The sequence below is a fragment of the Lachnoclostridium phytofermentans ISDg genome (assembly GCF_000018685.1).
Lineage (GTDB): Bacteria > Bacillota > Clostridia > Lachnospirales > Lachnospiraceae > Lachnoclostridium > Lachnoclostridium phytofermentans.
In genome coordinates this window covers 4,481,785-4,497,999 of sequence record NC_010001.1, presented here as the reverse complement: position 1 = coordinate 4,497,999, position 16,215 = coordinate 4,481,785, and the positions used below count along the sequence as shown (strand labels likewise).

Genomic DNA, 16,215 nt, shown 5'->3' with positions numbered 1-16,215 from the left:
GGGAGGAGAGATAATAATGGTTAAGAAAGTTAATAAATCAGAAGTTCGTATTAAAAAACACAATAGAATACGTAATCGTTTCTCCGGTACTCCTACAAGACCACGTTTAGCTGTGTTTAGAAGTAACAACCATATGTACGCTCAGATCATTGACGATACAGTAGGAAATACCTTAGTTTCAGCTTCCACACTTGAAAAAGGTGTAAAAGCAGAACTTGAGAAGACAAACGATGTTGCTGCAGCAGCAATGCTCGGTACTGTAATCGCTAAGAAAGCTCTTGAAAAAGGTATCACAACTGTTGTTTTTGATAGAGGCGGATTCATATATCAGGGTAAAGTTCAGGCATTAGCAGAAGCAGCTAGAGAAGCTGGTCTTAATTTCTAAGTAAGGAGGAGAACACATGAAACGTACAATCGTTGATGCTACTCAATTAGAGTTAGAAGATAAAGTAGTTAACATTAAGCGTGTAACAAAGGTTGTTAAAGGTGGACGTAACTTCCGTTTTACAGCTTTGGTCGTTGTTGGTGACAAGAATGGTCATATCGGTGCAGGCTTAGGTAAGGCAACTGAAATTCCTGAAGCTATTCGTAAAGGAAAAGAAGATGCAATAAAGAAAATGATTTCATTACCAATCGATGAGAATGGTAGTGTACCACATGATTTCATCGGTAAATTTGGTAGTGCTACTGTATTATTAAAACGTAGCCCTGCAGGTACTGGTGTTATCGCTGGTGGTCCTGCTCGTAACGTATTAGAGCTTGCAGGATTCAAGAACATTCGTACAAAATCACTTGGTTCCAACAATAAGCAGAACGTAGTTCTTGCAACAATTGAAGGATTACGCCAATTAAAGACTCCTGAGGAAGTAGCTGCACTTCGCGGTATTTCCGTGGATCAGTTGGGTTAGAAAGGCGGAGGTGTTAAAAGTGGCTAATAAATTAAAGATTACTTTAACAAAATCTACTATCGGTGCTCTTCCAAAGCATAAATTAACTGTTAGCGCTCTTGGTCTTGGAAAACTTCATAGTACTAATGAAGTTCCAGACAATGTAGCTATCAGAGGTATGCTTAAGCAAGTTAAGCATTTAGTAATGGTAGAAGAGATTTAAATAAATTAAGTAAGGAGGTGCACACGATGAATTTAACAGATTTAAGACCAGCAGACGGTTCTAAACAGAGTGGAAATTTCAGACGTGGACGTGGACACGGTTCAGGAAATGGTAAGACTGCAGGTAAGGGTCACAAAGGCCAGAAAGCACGTTCAGGAGCTCCTAGAGTTGGTTTTGAAGGTGGTCAGATGCCTTTATACCGTAGACTTCCTAAGAGAGGTTTTAAGAACAGAAATACAAAAGAAATTATTTCAGTTAACGTAAGCATGTTAAATAGATTTGAAGATGGTGCAGACGTAACATTAGAAAGCCTTAGAGAAATTGGCATCATTAGCAATCCGAAAGATGGAGTAAAGATTCTTGGAAACGGAGAATTAACTAAGAAGCTTAATGTTAAGGTTTCAGCTTTCTCTGAAAGCGCGATCGAAAAGATTAAGGCTCTTGGTGGAAATGCTGAGGTGATCTAGTATGCTTAAAACGGTCAGAAATGCCTTTAAGATTAAAGATATTAGAAACAAGCTTTTATTTACGTTTATGGTTTTGATTATCGTACGTCTTGGTTCACAGCTCCCGGTTCCGGGAGTGAACCAGGCGGTAATCGCCAATTGGTTACAGAACAACTTCGGTAGTGGTCTTAGTTTCCTGGATTCCTTTACTGGTGGTTCCTTTACTAGAATGTCCTTATTTGCTCTTGGTATCGGACCATACATTACTTCCTCGATCATCATGCAGTTATTAACGATTGCAATTCCTAAGCTAGAAGAGATGCAAAAGGATGGAGAATCTGGAAGAAAGAAAATCGCAGAAATTTCAAGATATGTTACTATTGGACTATCTATTATTGAATCTGTAGCTATGGTTATAGGCTTTAGTGGTTCAGGTGCTTTAGAGGGTGGTTTAACCTTCACTAACATTGTTGTCATTACTGCATCTTTCACCGCTGGTTCCGCAATTCTTATGTGGTTAGGTGAAAGAATAACTGAAAAGGGTGTAGGTAATGGTATCTCTGTCATCCTGTTAATTAACATTGTTGCTAATATGCCAAGAGATATCTATGGATTAATCGAGAAGTTTGTCCTTGGAGAAAGTGTTGTTAAGGGTGTAACTGCCGCTATCATCATCGTCGCAGTAATATTACTATCTGTTGTATTAATTATCCTACTTAATGCTGCACAGAGAAAAATCGCTGTACAGTATGCTAAGAAGGTGCAAGGTAGAAAAATGGTAGGTGGACAATCCTCCCATATTCCGTTAAAAGTAAATACTGCAGGTGTTATCCCAGTAATCTTTGCGGTATCTATCATGCAATTCCCTATTATTATTGCTTCATTCTTTGGAGTTCAGCCAGCTAGAGCTTACTTCTGGCCAAAGGTATTACACATGCTAAACTCCCAAAGCTGGTTCAACATTAAGAACGGTGAATTCAAATATACTGTTGGTGTACTTATTTATATGGCATTGATCGTATTCTTTGCATATTTCTATACATCCATTACTTTCAATCCAATGGAAGTAGCAAACAATATGAAGAAACAGGGTGGCTTCATTCCTGGTATTCGTCCAGGTAAGCCAACGACTGAGTACTTAACAAAGGTTTTGAATTACATTATCTTTATCGGTGCAATTGGTCTTATGATTGTTGCAATTATCCCGATTTTCTTCTCTGGTATGTTTGATGCACATGTATCCTTTAGCGGTACATCATTAATCATCGTAGTCAGTGTTGTACTTGAGACAATGAAGCAGGTGGAATCACAAATGCTCGTTCGTCATTATAAAGGTTTCTTAAATGACTAATGTAAAGCATTACAATAGGGATTAGTATAGATCATGCCTATTGTATTACTAACATAGGAGCTGTAGTAAAAGACACTTTTGCGACAGCTCCTATCGTTGGTTTATTCAGAACAAGGAAAAGTTTGCCAAGCAAACTTTTTATTGTTAAATAATAGGAGGATATTGAATACCATGAAAATTATTATGTTAGGTGCTCCAGGAGCGGGGAAAGGAACACAAGCGAAAAAAATAGCTGAAAAGTACAAAATTCCACATATTTCAACAGGAGATATCTTTCGAGCAAATATTAAGAATAATACAGAGCTCGGAGCAAAAGCGAAAGAGTATATGGATCAGGGGTTACTAGTTCCAGATGAAATTACTTTAGATATGGTTATGGATCGTTTTGCACAGGATGACTGTAAGAATGGGTATGTATTGGATGGTTTTCCAAGAACAATTCCTCAGGCAGAAGCTTTGAACAAAGCTTTGGTAGAGGAAGGAGAACAAATTGACTATGCTATTAATATCGAAGTTCCGGATGAATTAATTGTTTCTCGTATGTCTGGAAGAAGAGCGTGTGTATCATGCGGTGGAACCTATCATGTGGTATTTACTCCTACCAAAAAGGAAGGCATCTGTGATGCTTGTGGAGGAGAGTTGACCATACGTGATGACGATAAGCCAGAAACAGTAGCAAAACGTCTTAATGTATATCATAATCAGACACAACCGTTAATAAATTATTATCATGGACTCGGGCTATTAGAGGAAGTGGATGGTACGAAGGAAGCATTAGAAGTATTCGAAGATATTATCGGCATTCTTGGGAAAGTAGCACAGTAAATAGCGAGTTACGAAAAAGAGGCAGTGTGAAAAATCAAGATTTTTCACACACGAATTTGAGCTTTCGCCCAAATTCGCAGGCTTGTGACAGAATGGAGATTACGAATGTCAGTAACAATTAAATCTGCAAAAGAAATAGAGTTAATGAGAGAAGCTGGGAAAATATTAGCCGAAGTGCATGACGCACTGGAACAAATGATAAAGCCCGGCATCTCCACCCTCGATATTGATAAACTAGCAACAGAAAAAATACGTTCCTTTGGATGTATTCCATCTTTTCTAAATTATAATGGATATCCAGCTTCGGTATGTGTATCTCTAAATGATGAAGTGGTGCATGGAATTCCAAAGAAAAATCGCATTATAAAAGAAGGCGATATCGTAAGTCTTGATGCTGGAGTTATCTATCAGGGGTATCATTCTGACGCAGCGAGAACCATAGCGGTTGGAAATGTGTCGAAAGAAGCCGAACTGCTGATTAATGTTACAAAGCAAAGCTTTTTTGAAGGTATGAAATATGCAAAAGCAGGCAATCATCTACATGATATCTCTGCTGCTATTGAGGACTATGTAATCGCTCATGGATTTACCTGTGTGAAGGACCTAGTGGGTCATGGAATTGGAACACAGATGCATGAGGATCCACAGATACCAAACTTCAGACAAAAGAGAAGGGGTATTCGGTTGGAGCCTGGTATGACACTTGCTATTGAACCAATGGTCAATGCAGGGAGCCATGAAGTGTGGTGCTTAGAAGATGATTGGACAATAGCGACTCAGGACGGAAGTCTGTCCGCGCACTATGAAAATACAATCGTTATAACAACCGGAGAACCGGAAATATTGTCACTGAGATGGTAGTGTTAAAATGAAAAACATTTTACATGTAATTTGTTCTAGCGCGCAAATATACCATCGTTATAATTTGGCGCTAAATCGTCAGAATGGAGGTTAGGATGTCAAAGACCGATGTTGTAGAAATTGAAGGAACCGTAATTGAGAAACTACCAAACGCAATGTTTTCAGTAGAACTTGAGAACGGACACAGAGTGTTGGCCCATATCAGTGGAAAGCTTAGAATGAACTTCATTAAAATTGTACCTGGTGATAAGGTAACTTTAGAATTGTCCCCATACGATTTAACGAAGGGTAGAATTATCTGGAGAGATAAATAAGTAGCTAAAGAAGGTTGAAGTTAGCACAATTCAACCATAACTTCTGTCAATTTTGTGGGCAAGCCCACAGTAATGCAAGCAAGAATATTCCAAGAAATTTTCTCGGAATATAGAGAAAAAATAGTTCTTGCTATTATAGTTTACGCATGATATAATATAAGACGGACTTTTTTGAAAGGAGTGAATTGTCAATGAAGGTTAGATCTTCAGTTAAACCAATTTGCGAGAAATGTAAAATCATTAAAAGAAAGGGCGCAATCAGAGTTATCTGTGAGAACCCAAAACACAAACAAAGACAAGGCTAATTCAATTAATCTGCTGAAATTGAGATTAATTGTTTCCATAGAGTGCATTTTGTACTTATATAGAAATAGTTCTTGCTTTCTGTGTTACAATCACCTGTACTAGGAGTCTGAATAGAATTTAGATCCTAAGTCGAAATTGCAGCACTGCTCTTTTTATAGAGAGTGATCTGACAGGTATTATTGTGATATTGTGGATCAAAGTGAATCTTTGATTTTAGAGTTAGGTGTCATTATCATTCTACTCTTTCAATACATTCGCAATGTATTGTCACAATTTAAAGCGGCTGACGTAATGACATCCGCTAGAGGTGTCTTTTTTTATGGGAATTACTATTAAAAATACATTCTCGCGTCGACACACCAGGGTGTGTTGTTCATTACGGTTATAAAAGAGGGGTAGGACGTAGTCTTATCCTAGGTAAGAGTTTATCTAAACTTTTACCGACAACCAGTTCTTTCGTAGAATTTCGGTTGTTTAGGGAAACTTATATGATAAGGGCTGGAACATAAGGCATACATTTCACATGTCCCAAAAGGCATGATGCCCAAGATGTCCTGCTCAATACAATTAACGGAGGTGCAATGGTCACATGGCTCGTATTAGTGGTGTAGACTTACCAAGAGAGAAACGTATAGAAATCGGACTTACTTATGTTTATGGTATCGGTAGAGTAAGCTCCAACCGTATCCTTGCTAAAGCTGGAGTTAACCCAGACACTCGTGTTAGAGATTTAACTGACGAAGAAGTGGCAAAGATTCGTGATGTCATCGATGAGACAATGTTAGTAGAAGGTGACTTAAGAAGAGAAATCGCTCTTAACATCAAGAGATTACAGGAAATCGGATGCTATAGAGGAATCCGTCACAGAAAAGGTCTTCCAGTTCGTGGACAGAAGACTAAAACAAACGCTAGAACAAGAAAAGGTCCTAAGCGTACTGTTGCTAATAAAAAGAAATAGTCTCATGTAGTATAGCATGAGCCATTTATTACGATGTAAAAAATCCAATAGGAGGGTTTGAAATGGCTAAGAAGATAGCAGCTAAAAAAGTGACAAAGAAGCGTGTTAAAAAGAACGTCGATCGTGGACAGGCTCACATTCAGTCATCTTTTAATAATACAATTGTTACCTTAACAGACGCTGAAGGTAACGCTCTTTCATGGGCAAGTGCAGGTGGATTAGGATTTAGAGGTTCTAGAAAGTCAACTCCATATGCAGCGCAGATGGCAGCTGAAACAGCAGCTAAAGCAGCATTAGTTCATGGTTTAAAAACCGTAGAAGTTATGGTTAAAGGTCCTGGTTCAGGTAGAGAAGCAGCAATTCGTGCGCTTCAGGCTTGTGGTATTGAAGTTACAAGCATTAAGGACGTTACTCCAGTTCCTCATAACGGCTGTAGACCACCAAAACGCAGAAGAGTCTAATAGGAGGTAAATTAAGATGGCAAGAGATATGAGTCCTGTTTTAAAGAGATGTAGAGCTCTTGGTCTTGAACCAACATTTTTGGGAATTGACAAGAAGTCTAATAGAAACTTTGCGAGAGCGGGTAAGAAAATTAGTGAGTACGGTACTCAGCTAAGAGAAAAACAAAAGGCAAAATTCATCTATGGTGTATTAGAGAAGCCTTTCAGAAATAACTTCGATAAAGCTAAGAAGTTAAAATACGGTACAACGGGTGAGAATTTATTGATTCTCCTTGAGTTAAGACTTGATAATGTTATGTTCCGTATGGGATATGGCAGAACAAGAACAGAGGCAAGACAGATTGTTGACCACAAGCACGTATTAGTTAACGGCAAGTGTGTAAATATTCCTTCTTATCAGGTAAAAGCTGGCGATGTTATTTCTATTAAAGAAAAATGTAAGTCTGCTCAGAGATACAAAGATATTTTAGAAGTAACCGATGGAAGAACTGTACCAGCATGGTTAGAAGCTGATCATGAGAATTTAACAGGTACTGTAAAGGAAATCCCTACAAGAGATCAAATTGATGTTCCTGTAAATGAAGTGCTTATCGTCGAGTTGTACTCTAAATAATAAGAAGCAAATAACCTATTATTTTTCTTATGTTTGGAATACCCTCAAAAAAACCCAGAAGGAGGGTCTACTGTGTTTGATTTTGAAAAACCAAAAATTGAGATAGCTGACATTTCAGAAGATAAGAAATATGGCCGATTTGTTGTCGAGCCTCTTGAGAGAGGATATGGCACAACTCTTGGCAATTCTTTGAGAAGAATTATGCTTTCATCTTTACCTGGTGCTGCTGTCAGTCAAGTTAAAATTGACGGCGTTGTTCATGAATTCTCCCCAATTCCTGGCGTTAAGGAAGATGTAACAGAGATTATTATGAACATTAAGAACCTAGCAATTAAAAACACAAGCGAGACGAATGAGCCAAAGACTGCATATATTGAGTTCGAAGGCGAAGGCGTGGTTAGAGCAGGCGATATCCAAGCAGATCCTGATATTGAGATATTAAATCCAGAATTAGTAATTGCAACTTTAAGCGGTGGCGCTGATAGCAAGCTGTATATTGAGCTGACAATTACAAAAGGCAGAGGTTATATCAGTGCAGATAAGAATAAAAACGATGATTTACCAATCGGTGTAATCGCAGTGGATTCTATTTACACTCCTGTTGAGCGTGTTAATTTATCAGTTGAAAATACACGTGTTGGTCAGATTACCGATTTCGATAAACTGACACTTGATGTATTTACTAACGGAACCTTAGGTCCGGATGAAGCTGTTAGCTTGGCTGCAAAAGTATTAAGCGAGCACTTAAACTCCTTTATTGATCTTTCCGAGAATGCTAAGACTGCTGAAGTCATGGTAGAGAAGGAAGACAATGAGAAAGAAAAAGTGTTAGAGATGAATATCGACGAGTTAGAATTGTCTGTTCGTTCTTACAACTGTTTGAAGAGAGCGGGAATTAATACTGTCGAAGAATTATGTAACAGGACTTCTGAAGATATGATGAAGGTAAGAAACCTTGGACGTAAGTCATTAGAAGAAGTATTAGCTAAGCTCAAAGAGCTTGGATTATCATTAAATTTGAGCGACGATTAAGTTCGTAGCTAAGGAGGTTAAAAAATGGCAGGCTACAGAAAACTTGGAAGAACTTCAAGTCAGAGAAAAGCATTGTTAAGAAATCAAGTAACCAATCTCTTATACAATGGCAAGATTGTAACTACCGAGGCAAAAGCGAAAGAAATTCGTAGAATTGCTGAAGGTATGATTGCTCTTGCTGTTAAAGAGAAGGATAACTTTGAAACTGTTACAGTAACTGCTAAGGTTGCTCGTAAAGATAAAGATGGTAAGAGAGTGAAGGAAGTTGTGAATGGTAAGAAAGTAGACGTTTATGATAGCGTTGAAAAGACTATTCAGAAGGATAAGGCATCCAGACTTCACGCTAGAAGAAAGATGTTAGCTTACCTTTACCCTGTAACTGAAGTTCCAGCAGAAGCTGCAGGAAAGAAGAAAAACACAAAGGAAGTTGACTTAACTGAAAAGTTATTCAACGAAATCGCTCCTAAGTATGTTAGCCGTAATGGTGGTTACACAAGAATCATCAAAATCGGTCAGCGTAAGGGCGATGCTGCTATGGAAGTTTTAATTGAGCTTGTTTAATTTCTAATAAAGCAGAACCTTTGTCACAATGAGTGTTGTTTTTATAAAACTTATTGTGAAATAACATAGGGAAAATTGGACTGCCTCGAAGTGATTCGGGGCAGTTTTTTTGATTTATAGGAAATTGAAATACAATTTCTTTATAGTTTATGATTTTTACTATTGATTTTGCCGTAAAATATATATTAGAAAGCGTTTATTCTGTTACTAGTTTGAAAAATTCATTGCAAAGTTATCCAGAATACAATACAATGTAAGTTGACATTCGACAATAGTACTAATCCCAGGTTTTATAACCATGATTAGTATTAGAAATCCAATAAGAAATGAGATATGCTGTATGAGAATGATAGATGCTAAAAATTTAGTATTTGAATATATTCGACGTGACGAAGAAGGAAATGTTGAGGCGATTAATCGAGCACTTGATGAAGTTACCTTAGATGTTTCAGAAGGTGACTTTGTCGCTATTCTGGGACATAATGGCTCCGGTAAATCCACGATGGCAAAACATATCAATGCTATCTTGACTCCAAGTGAAGGGACACTTTATGTCAACGGGTTTGATACGAAGGATGAAGAAAAAATCTGGGATATTAGACAATCGGCTGGTATGGTATTTCAAAATCCGGACAATCAGATTATCGCAACAGTAGTTGAGGAGGACGTAGGTTTTGGTCCTGAAAATCTTGGCGTGCCAACGGAGGAGATATGGCAAAGAGTAGAAGAAAGTCTTAAAGCTGTCGGAATGTATGAATACCGAAGCCATTCTCCGAATAAATTATCTGGTGGTCAAAAACAGAGGGTTGCAATTGCAGGTATTATGGCGATGCGTCCAAAATGTATTATTTTAGATGAACCGACAGCAATGTTAGACCCGAATGGTAGAAAAGAAGTTATCAAAACGATAAGGGATTTAAATAAAAAGGAAAAAGTAACTGTATTATTGATAACACACTATATGGATGAAGTAATCCATGCGGACAAGGTGATTGTTATGGATTCCGGTAAAGTTGTTATGCAGGGAACACCACGAGAGGTTTTTAGTCAGGTTGATAAGCTAAAGAAATATCGATTGGATGTACCACAGGTAACAGAACTTGCATACGAATTAAAGAAGCATGGAATGCCGCTTCCGGATGGTATTCTAACCAGAGAAGAGTTCGTAGAGGCAATGATGGAGGTACGTAATGGCGCTTTTACTAGATAATGTAAGCTATGTTTATGGCGGCGGTACTGCTTATGAGAAACAGGCATTAAAAAATATTAATCTTGACATCCCGGATGGACAATTTATTGGTTTAATTGGACATACTGGTTCTGGCAAGTCCACATTAATTCAGCATCTGAATGGATTAATGAAACCATCCAGTGGCGCAGTGTATTTCAATGGTGCTGATATTAATGCAGATGGTTTTCATAAAAAGGAATTACGTAGTAAAGTTGGTTTGGTTTTTCAGTATCCGGAGCATCAGTTGTTTGAAACTACGGTGCTAAAAGATGTTCAGTTTGGCCCTAAAAACTTAAATCTACCTCAACTCGAGATTGATTTAAGAGCATTTGATGCTCTTAAAATGGTAGGTATCACAGATGATTTGTACGATGCGTCACCATTTGAATTATCGGGTGGGCAAAAAAGAAGGGTAGCAATCGCTGGTGTCTTGGCGATGAAGCCTGAAGTATTAATTTTAGATGAGCCGACCGCTGGTCTTGACCCTATGGGACGAGATGAGATTTTAGACCAAATTGATAAAATTCATAATGAGAGAAAAATTACCGTAATATTAGTTTCTCACAGTATGGAGGATGTTGCAAAATACGTTGATAGAATTATTGTTATGAATAAAGGAGAGATTGCCTTTGATGGTACTCCAAAGACAGTATTTTCACATTATAAAGAGCTTGAGAAGATTGGGCTTGCTGCACCATCGGTAACCTATGTCATGCATGATCTTAACCAGATGCGAATCCCGGTATCAACAGATGCGACAACCGTTGAAGAGGCGAAGTTAGAGATTCTTGATTGGTGGAAGTTTGAAAGAAAATTATAAATTTTCTTTCAAACGGATATATGTGCCTGCGTAATCCTCGGCCCATATATCCAGCCTACTGAGCGAGCATGCTTTTAATGTGGGAAACGTAAGAAGAATCTGATAAGTAACAAAGAAAGGATAATTCGATGATTAGAGATATCACGATTGGACAATATTACCCTTCTGGCTCCATCATACATCGTTTAGATCCAAGAGTTAAACTAATTGGGACAATAGTATATATTGTATCCATGTTTCTGTTCGATACATTTTGGGGCTATCTTGTAACGGGGTTATTTTTGTTTGGTATAATTAAGGCATCTGAGGTGCCTTTAAAATATATTGTAAAAGGACTCAAATCCGTAATTATATTGTTACTTTTTACGGTAAGCTTTAATCTGTTTTTAACACCCGGTGAACATATATTAGTGCATTTTGGATTTATCATAATTACAACAGAGGGTATTCGGTTTGCAATCTTTATGGGGCTTCGTTTGGTTTTATTAATCTTAGGTTCCTCCTTAATGACATTTACCACAACGCCAAACGAGCTAACAGATGGAATTGAGCGACTACTTGGTTTCTTAAAGGTGATACACGTACCAGTACATGAGGTGGCTATGATGATGTCCATTGCTCTTCGTTTCATTCCAATTTTATTGGAGGAAACTGATAAGATTATGAAGGCGCAACAGGCACGTGGAGCGGATTTTGAAACGGGTAGCTTAATTAAGAGAGCGAAAGCAATGGTACCGATTTTGGTTCCTTTGTTTATCTCAGCATTTCGTCGTGCGGGTGACCTTGCTATGGCAATGGAAGCACGCTGTTATCGTGGAGGTAAGGGCAGGACAAAGATGAAGCCTTTAAAGTATAAGGCTAAGGATGCGGTAGCATTTTGTGTATTTGTAGTTTATATCGCCACCATCATAGGTGTAGATCGATATTTACCTATGTTTTAAAGGAGAGTAACGTGTAATTGAAGATAGGTTCTCATGAATTATTTATAGCAGTACGATATCGGCTGCAGATATGGTAAACATGGGATATGCTAGTTAAATGTGAAGATATAAAACTATTTTTGCGTAGGAATGGAGTATTTTGTGAAAAGAGTATTATTAAAAGTAGCTTACGATGGAACGAATTATTGTGGTTGGCAGGTACAGCCAAATGCGAAAACCATTGAAGGCGTATTGAATGAATGTTTAACTAAGTTATTAAAGGAAGAGATTGTGATCATAGGTGCAAGCAGAACAGATGCTGGTGTTCATGCTTATGGCAATGTCGCAGTATTTGATACCAATTCGAGAATTCCAGCAGAGAAACTATCCTATGCGTTAAATGCTCATTTACCAGAAGATATTGTGATTCAAGCTTCTATGGAGGTTGAATCCGATTTTCATCCAAGGTATTGCGATACTAGAAAAACTTATGAATATCGGATTTATAATGCAACATTTCCTCTTCCGACAAATCGAAGGTATGCCCATTTTGTATATTACGATTTGGATTTAGAGGCAATGAGAAAGGCAGCTTCTTATTTGATTGGGGAGCATGACTTTGTGAGCTTTTGTTCTGCGAATACACAGGTTAAGGATACTACTAGGACAATTTATGATATTCAGATAGAAAAAGAGAGAGAACTTATTGTAATTCGTATTAAGGGAAATGGATTTCTTTATAATATGGTACGAATCATTGCGGGTACGCTTATTCAGGTGGGTACTCACCAATGGGAACCAGAACGAGTATTAGAAGCTCTTACAAAAAAAGATCGACAGGCAGCTGGACCGACTGCTCCAGCAAAAGGGTTAACGCTGGTAGAAATAGAATACTTATAAGAAAAACGGATTGGGTAGCCCAATCCATTTTTATTTTTAAAAGGGAAAGTTCATAAAGCTTTTTTTTAAACAAGGGAATATTTTAAAGCTTAGAAAAAGTCTCGAATTGTGGCTTATTCTTATATAAACAACTGCAAAAAATAGATTCAAATAATTCTTACTAAATAATTTTATGAATTTAATTGTACTTTTCTTTTCAAGTTTTTAACACTTCTACTATTATTAATGATAATGCCGCGGTCTCTAGTATTCTGTAATATCATACCGCTTTATATTCCTAATTCGTAATAAGGTACTAGGCATAATAGCAAAGAAATCACATAATAAGGTAGCAATCGCTGCACACCATGCAAAATAAGGTAATCCAAGCCCTCTAGGATAAAATACAAGCTGATTTAGAACAAATAAAATAATATGAATTAATATCAAACCAGTAGTTAATCCCATAAGATTTATGAGAGTTATTTCCTTTAGAATTTTACAAACTATTTTGCTCCTTGGAATACCAATTGCCATATAAATGCTGAATTCACTTTTTCTCTTACCATAGGCTTCAATGAGAGTGGCATTAATCGTGATAGCTAGTACGATAGAGATTAGGATAACGACAGAATAAAAAATCATATAATAAATAGGCATCTGATTTTTTAAATCAGCATATTGATTCTCATATGTGGTGAGAGACATTACATTAGGGATATCCAAGGTCTTTAGATCGTCTGCAAATCGCTGTCTTGAAGCAGTTTCACCGGATAGCTTCTCTTGCCCTGAAGGCTCTACAATATCACCTTCTCGAAGAATGAACAGACTAGTTGGGATAGCAGTTGAGTCTACTGCATAGGCAGAGTAGTCAAGAGAAGGATAGATGTACTTGACCTTAAGAGGGGTATCAAAATAAAACAGAGTTCCGCCCGAAGTTAAAATATCGCCAACTTTAATATTTGTGTTCCTTGCTAATCCTTCACTTAAGATGATTTCTCCATCCTGTGGTAAATCATTGCTGTCTTTAACAAGTTGCGTTATCTGATTCATAGTGGTTAAGTCCTTTGTTGAGGTAAATACAATAACACCTTGAGATATTCGAAAGGAAATTTCATTCGTATAGCGGATTCTAGGAGAACTATTCACTGGCATGAGAGAAGTGACGGAGGGTAAGGATTGTAATTTATCCACCATGAGGTCCCAATCATTTTGAGTACAGCCATAATTTTGATACATCATAGCAAAATCACGATAAGGTCTTATCTCACGGTGAAAATGATGCTCCATAGAATATACATAGATACCTCCAATATAGCAAAGAGTAGTGGCGGTTATCATTAAGATAAGTGAAACAGATCGCAAACGATTTTTAGTTAGATAGAATATGGCAGAGAACGGCTTCATATGGTTGCCTCCCTGTCAAGAATACTACCATCCCAGATTTCAATAATTTGATCAGCGTCTTTTAAGATGGATCCATCATGAGTAATAATAAGTACAAGATGCTTCTTGGCGTATTCTAAAAGTAAATCCATAGTTGCAAATGCAGTAGTATGATCTAAGGAAGCAGTCGGTTCATCAGCAAACAATACACTTGGTTCGTGTAGCATAGCCCTTGCAATTGCGATACGTTGACGCTGACCACCGGATAATTGATGAGGTTTTTTTGAAAATTCAGATTGTTTTATGCCAAGTTTTTGAAGCAACTCCTTTGCACGGGACATAGCTTCACCTTTCGAGCAATTCGCCGCAACAATAACATTTTCCAGTGCACTCATATAGGAAATTAAAAAATGTCTCTGGAAGACGAAACCGAATTTACTTTTACGAAGTTGTTCCTGATCTTTCTTGCTCATATTGGTATAGGAAATAGCAATATCCTTTTCCTGATAGAGGATCTCACCACAGGTTGGCTTCTTTAAGGTGGACATACAGTACATTAAAGTTGATTTGCCGCTTCCACTTGGTCCAATAATACCGATTAGACCATGGTCTGGAAATGTAGTTGTAATATTTTTAATTGCATAAACCTTATTTGTTTTATCAATATCATAAATTAGAGTAACATCATCAAGATGAAACATAAAAATCTCCTTTCAATTGGGTGTTAGTACGAGATCTACATGTGATTTTATTTATGGCAAGGAAATGTTCCGCGAAGCGTCTTTTTCTCATAGGGATGCACATTCCCCCGTGTATTTCTTTTCGTATTATATAGACTCCTCATCTAAAATATCCACTGTTTTTATTCGGTGTAGGGAGTGTGTCAATGGTATTTGGCACATTCCTAGAAATAGAACAATAACTGCAATCATCTTAAGGATGACATCAGGATGAAAATATTGAATAAGAAGACCATTTGGTAAGATAGCTAACCTATAAAATAATGGTAGAAACAAGGAAAGAAGTCCGAGGCATAAGATACAGGAAACTCCTAGGATAAGAAGAAGCTCTTTCATCGCAAGGTTATAAATACTATGGATAGAATAACCGAGAGAATGATAAAGACACCATTCGTCATTACGGTCACGAAAATACATTTGTATTACAGCAAGTAGGCATAAAAATAGGACAACAGTTGAAATTATAAAAATTAAATTGGTACAAAGTTGTAAACTGTTACCTGCGTCTATGCTGACATTAGCCAAACCAGTTTCATATGTATTGACATTATATGAAAAAGGTATGCCTATTTCTTCACATAAGGTTTCAAAATGAACTGTAGTATTTTTCATCAGAACATGGACGTAATAATTATAAAAGTGCTTATTTACCCCAATTAACAAATAGTAATCGGATTTGACAATCCCAACGATGTGAAATCCAGGGATGATTTCCTCTCCAAGTTCTAATTGATTATTCCTCATATACTTTTGATCTGCAATTATCTCTCCGGGTTCCGTAGGAATTTTTCCTTCAATTAGTTTGGCATTAAAATGGGACAGATACGTAGGGATATATTTGGCCTCTGTGATTGGATAATCGAAATACTCATAACCGATTGTTGTTTTGATACGTCCTCCATCTATATAGGAAGCAGGGAAGGCAATCGAAACTTCTTCATAGCGATTAAACTGGTCACATACGCTACGTAGTTCTTCTTGTTTTTCCTCTGGGGACATATCCTCTGTTGCTGAAAGGAAAGGAGCCTTTTGATATTGATTTGCTAATAGCTGTTCAAAGGTATATGTTGTGGAGGAAAAGATATATTGTACCCCGTAAATCATAGTCAAATAGAAACCAAAGCTTAGGATAAGTACTAAGATTCTCTTTCGATTGTTTTTGATATAGGGGAATGGAGAAAGGCTTTGCTTTGTAATCATTGGCGAGCTCCTTTACTAATTTTATAGAACTATCATATTGTATTTAAGATAATATTTGGAGTAGAGATAGTCATAAAAAACCATGACTGGAGTCATGGTTTATAGCCAGTTTAAGATGCTTGCGAATCCTGGTATGTGAGGTTTATGAATTTCTATATGGTGTAATGAAACTTAAATTACTTTCATCTTTCGGTGTTTGTA

The 16,215-nt window shown here is 37.2% G+C and carries 21 protein-coding genes; 18 read left to right on the top strand and 3 right to left on the bottom strand.

Going from position 1 to position 16,215, the window contains the following annotated elements; genetic code table 11:
• The first annotated feature begins 16 nt into the window (after window positions 1–16).
• The 18 genes from rplR to truA all read left to right on the top strand — a co-directional run bounded on the left by rplR (window position 17) and on the right by truA (window position 12,709).
• Window positions 17–385 (top strand): 50S ribosomal protein L18, encoded by a 369-nt coding sequence (rplR, locus tag CPHY_RS18920; protein WP_012201646.1) that lies wholly within the window; start codon window positions 17–19, stop codon window positions 383–385.
• 16 nt (window positions 386–401) lie between these two features.
• Complete coding sequence (gene rpsE, locus CPHY_RS18915; protein ID WP_012201645.1) at window positions 402–908, top strand: 30S ribosomal protein S5; 507 nt, start codon at window positions 402–404, stop codon at window positions 906–908.
• A gap of 19 nt (window positions 909–927) precedes the next feature.
• Window positions 928–1,110: a 50S ribosomal protein L30 gene (gene rpmD / locus CPHY_RS18910; RefSeq protein ID WP_012201644.1), complete on the top strand. Its 183-nt coding sequence runs from the start codon at window positions 928–930 to the stop codon at window positions 1,108–1,110.
• Between the two features lie 26 nt (window positions 1,111–1,136).
• Window positions 1,137–1,577, top strand: a complete 441-nt coding sequence (rplO, locus tag CPHY_RS18905) for a 50S ribosomal protein L15 (protein ID WP_012201643.1) — start codon at window positions 1,137–1,139, stop codon at window positions 1,575–1,577.
• A 1-nt stretch (window position 1,578) separates the two neighbouring features.
• The gene (gene secY, locus CPHY_RS18900) at window positions 1,579–2,907 is read left to right on the top strand and encodes a preprotein translocase subunit SecY (RefSeq protein ID WP_012201642.1); all 1,329 of its coding nucleotides are present in this window, start codon (window positions 1,579–1,581) and stop codon (window positions 2,905–2,907) included.
• 171 nt (window positions 2,908–3,078) lie between these two features.
• Window positions 3,079–3,732, top strand: a complete 654-nt coding sequence (locus CPHY_RS18895; protein ID WP_012201641.1) for an adenylate kinase — start codon at window positions 3,079–3,081, stop codon at window positions 3,730–3,732.
• Window positions 3,733–3,837: 105 nt separating this feature from the next.
• Window positions 3,838–4,593, top strand: coding sequence for a type I methionyl aminopeptidase (map, locus tag CPHY_RS18890; protein ID WP_012201640.1), 756 nt, complete (start codon window positions 3,838–3,840; stop codon window positions 4,591–4,593).
• A gap of 95 nt (window positions 4,594–4,688) precedes the next feature.
• On the top strand, window positions 4,689–4,907 hold the full coding sequence (infA, locus tag CPHY_RS18885) for a translation initiation factor IF-1 (RefSeq protein ID WP_012201639.1): 219 nt from the start codon (window positions 4,689–4,691) through the stop codon (window positions 4,905–4,907).
• Window positions 4,908–5,098: 191 nt separating this feature from the next.
• A complete protein-coding gene (gene rpmJ / locus CPHY_RS21420) occupies window positions 5,099–5,212 on the top strand; it encodes a 50S ribosomal protein L36 (protein WP_012201638.1) in 114 nt (37 codons plus the stop codon).
• A 590-nt stretch (window positions 5,213–5,802) separates the two neighbouring features.
• Complete coding sequence (rpsM, locus tag CPHY_RS18880; RefSeq protein ID WP_012201637.1) at window positions 5,803–6,171, top strand: 30S ribosomal protein S13; 369 nt, start codon at window positions 5,803–5,805, stop codon at window positions 6,169–6,171.
• A gap of 62 nt (window positions 6,172–6,233) precedes the next feature.
• The gene (gene rpsK, locus CPHY_RS18875; RefSeq protein WP_012201636.1) at window positions 6,234–6,632 is read left to right on the top strand and encodes a 30S ribosomal protein S11; all 399 of its coding nucleotides are present in this window, start codon (window positions 6,234–6,236) and stop codon (window positions 6,630–6,632) included.
• 16 nt (window positions 6,633–6,648) lie between these two features.
• Complete coding sequence (rpsD, locus tag CPHY_RS18870) at window positions 6,649–7,245, top strand: 30S ribosomal protein S4 (RefSeq protein ID WP_012201635.1); 597 nt, start codon at window positions 6,649–6,651, stop codon at window positions 7,243–7,245.
• Between the two features lie 72 nt (window positions 7,246–7,317).
• Window positions 7,318–8,277, top strand: coding sequence for a DNA-directed RNA polymerase subunit alpha (locus tag CPHY_RS18865; protein WP_012201634.1), 960 nt, complete (start codon window positions 7,318–7,320; stop codon window positions 8,275–8,277).
• Between the two features lie 24 nt (window positions 8,278–8,301).
• The gene (locus CPHY_RS22590; RefSeq protein ID WP_012201633.1) at window positions 8,302–8,838 is read left to right on the top strand and encodes a bL17 family ribosomal protein; all 537 of its coding nucleotides are present in this window, start codon (window positions 8,302–8,304) and stop codon (window positions 8,836–8,838) included.
• A 340-nt stretch (window positions 8,839–9,178) separates the two neighbouring features.
• A complete protein-coding gene (locus CPHY_RS18855; protein WP_041703789.1) occupies window positions 9,179–10,048 on the top strand; it encodes an energy-coupling factor transporter ATPase in 870 nt (289 codons plus the stop codon).
• Complete coding sequence (locus CPHY_RS18850) at window positions 10,029–10,889, top strand: energy-coupling factor transporter ATPase (RefSeq protein WP_012201631.1); 861 nt, start codon at window positions 10,029–10,031, stop codon at window positions 10,887–10,889. The genes CPHY_RS18855 and CPHY_RS18850 overlap by 20 nt, the downstream gene beginning before the upstream one ends.
• Before the next feature lie 128 nt (window positions 10,890–11,017).
• Window positions 11,018–11,830 carry an energy-coupling factor transporter transmembrane component T family protein gene (locus CPHY_RS18845; RefSeq protein ID WP_012201630.1) on the top strand — a complete coding sequence of 271 codons (813 nt, stop codon included), beginning with the start codon at window positions 11,018–11,020 and terminating at the stop codon, window positions 11,828–11,830.
• 141 nt (window positions 11,831–11,971) lie between these two features.
• Complete coding sequence (gene truA, locus CPHY_RS18840; RefSeq protein WP_012201629.1) at window positions 11,972–12,709, top strand: tRNA pseudouridine(38-40) synthase TruA; 738 nt, start codon at window positions 11,972–11,974, stop codon at window positions 12,707–12,709.
• Window positions 12,710–12,952: 243 nt separating this feature from the next.
• On the opposite strand, the gene CPHY_RS18835 is transcribed toward truA, so the two are convergent.
• The 3 genes from CPHY_RS18835 to CPHY_RS18825 all read right to left on the bottom strand — a co-directional run bounded on the left by CPHY_RS18835 (window position 12,953) and on the right by CPHY_RS18825 (window position 16,014).
• Entirely contained in the window at window positions 12,953–14,095 is a 1,143-nt protein-coding gene (locus CPHY_RS18835; protein WP_012201628.1) for an ABC transporter permease, read from the bottom strand.
• A complete protein-coding gene (locus CPHY_RS18830) occupies window positions 14,092–14,775 on the bottom strand; it encodes an ABC transporter ATP-binding protein (protein WP_012201627.1) in 684 nt (227 codons plus the stop codon). The genes CPHY_RS18835 and CPHY_RS18830 overlap by 4 nt, the downstream gene beginning before the upstream one ends.
• 126 nt (window positions 14,776–14,901) lie before the next feature.
• Window positions 14,902–16,014, bottom strand: coding sequence for an FtsX-like permease family protein (locus CPHY_RS18825; RefSeq protein WP_012201626.1), 1,113 nt, complete (start codon window positions 16,012–16,014; stop codon window positions 14,902–14,904).
• Between the last annotated feature and the right edge of the window lie 201 nt (window positions 16,015–16,215).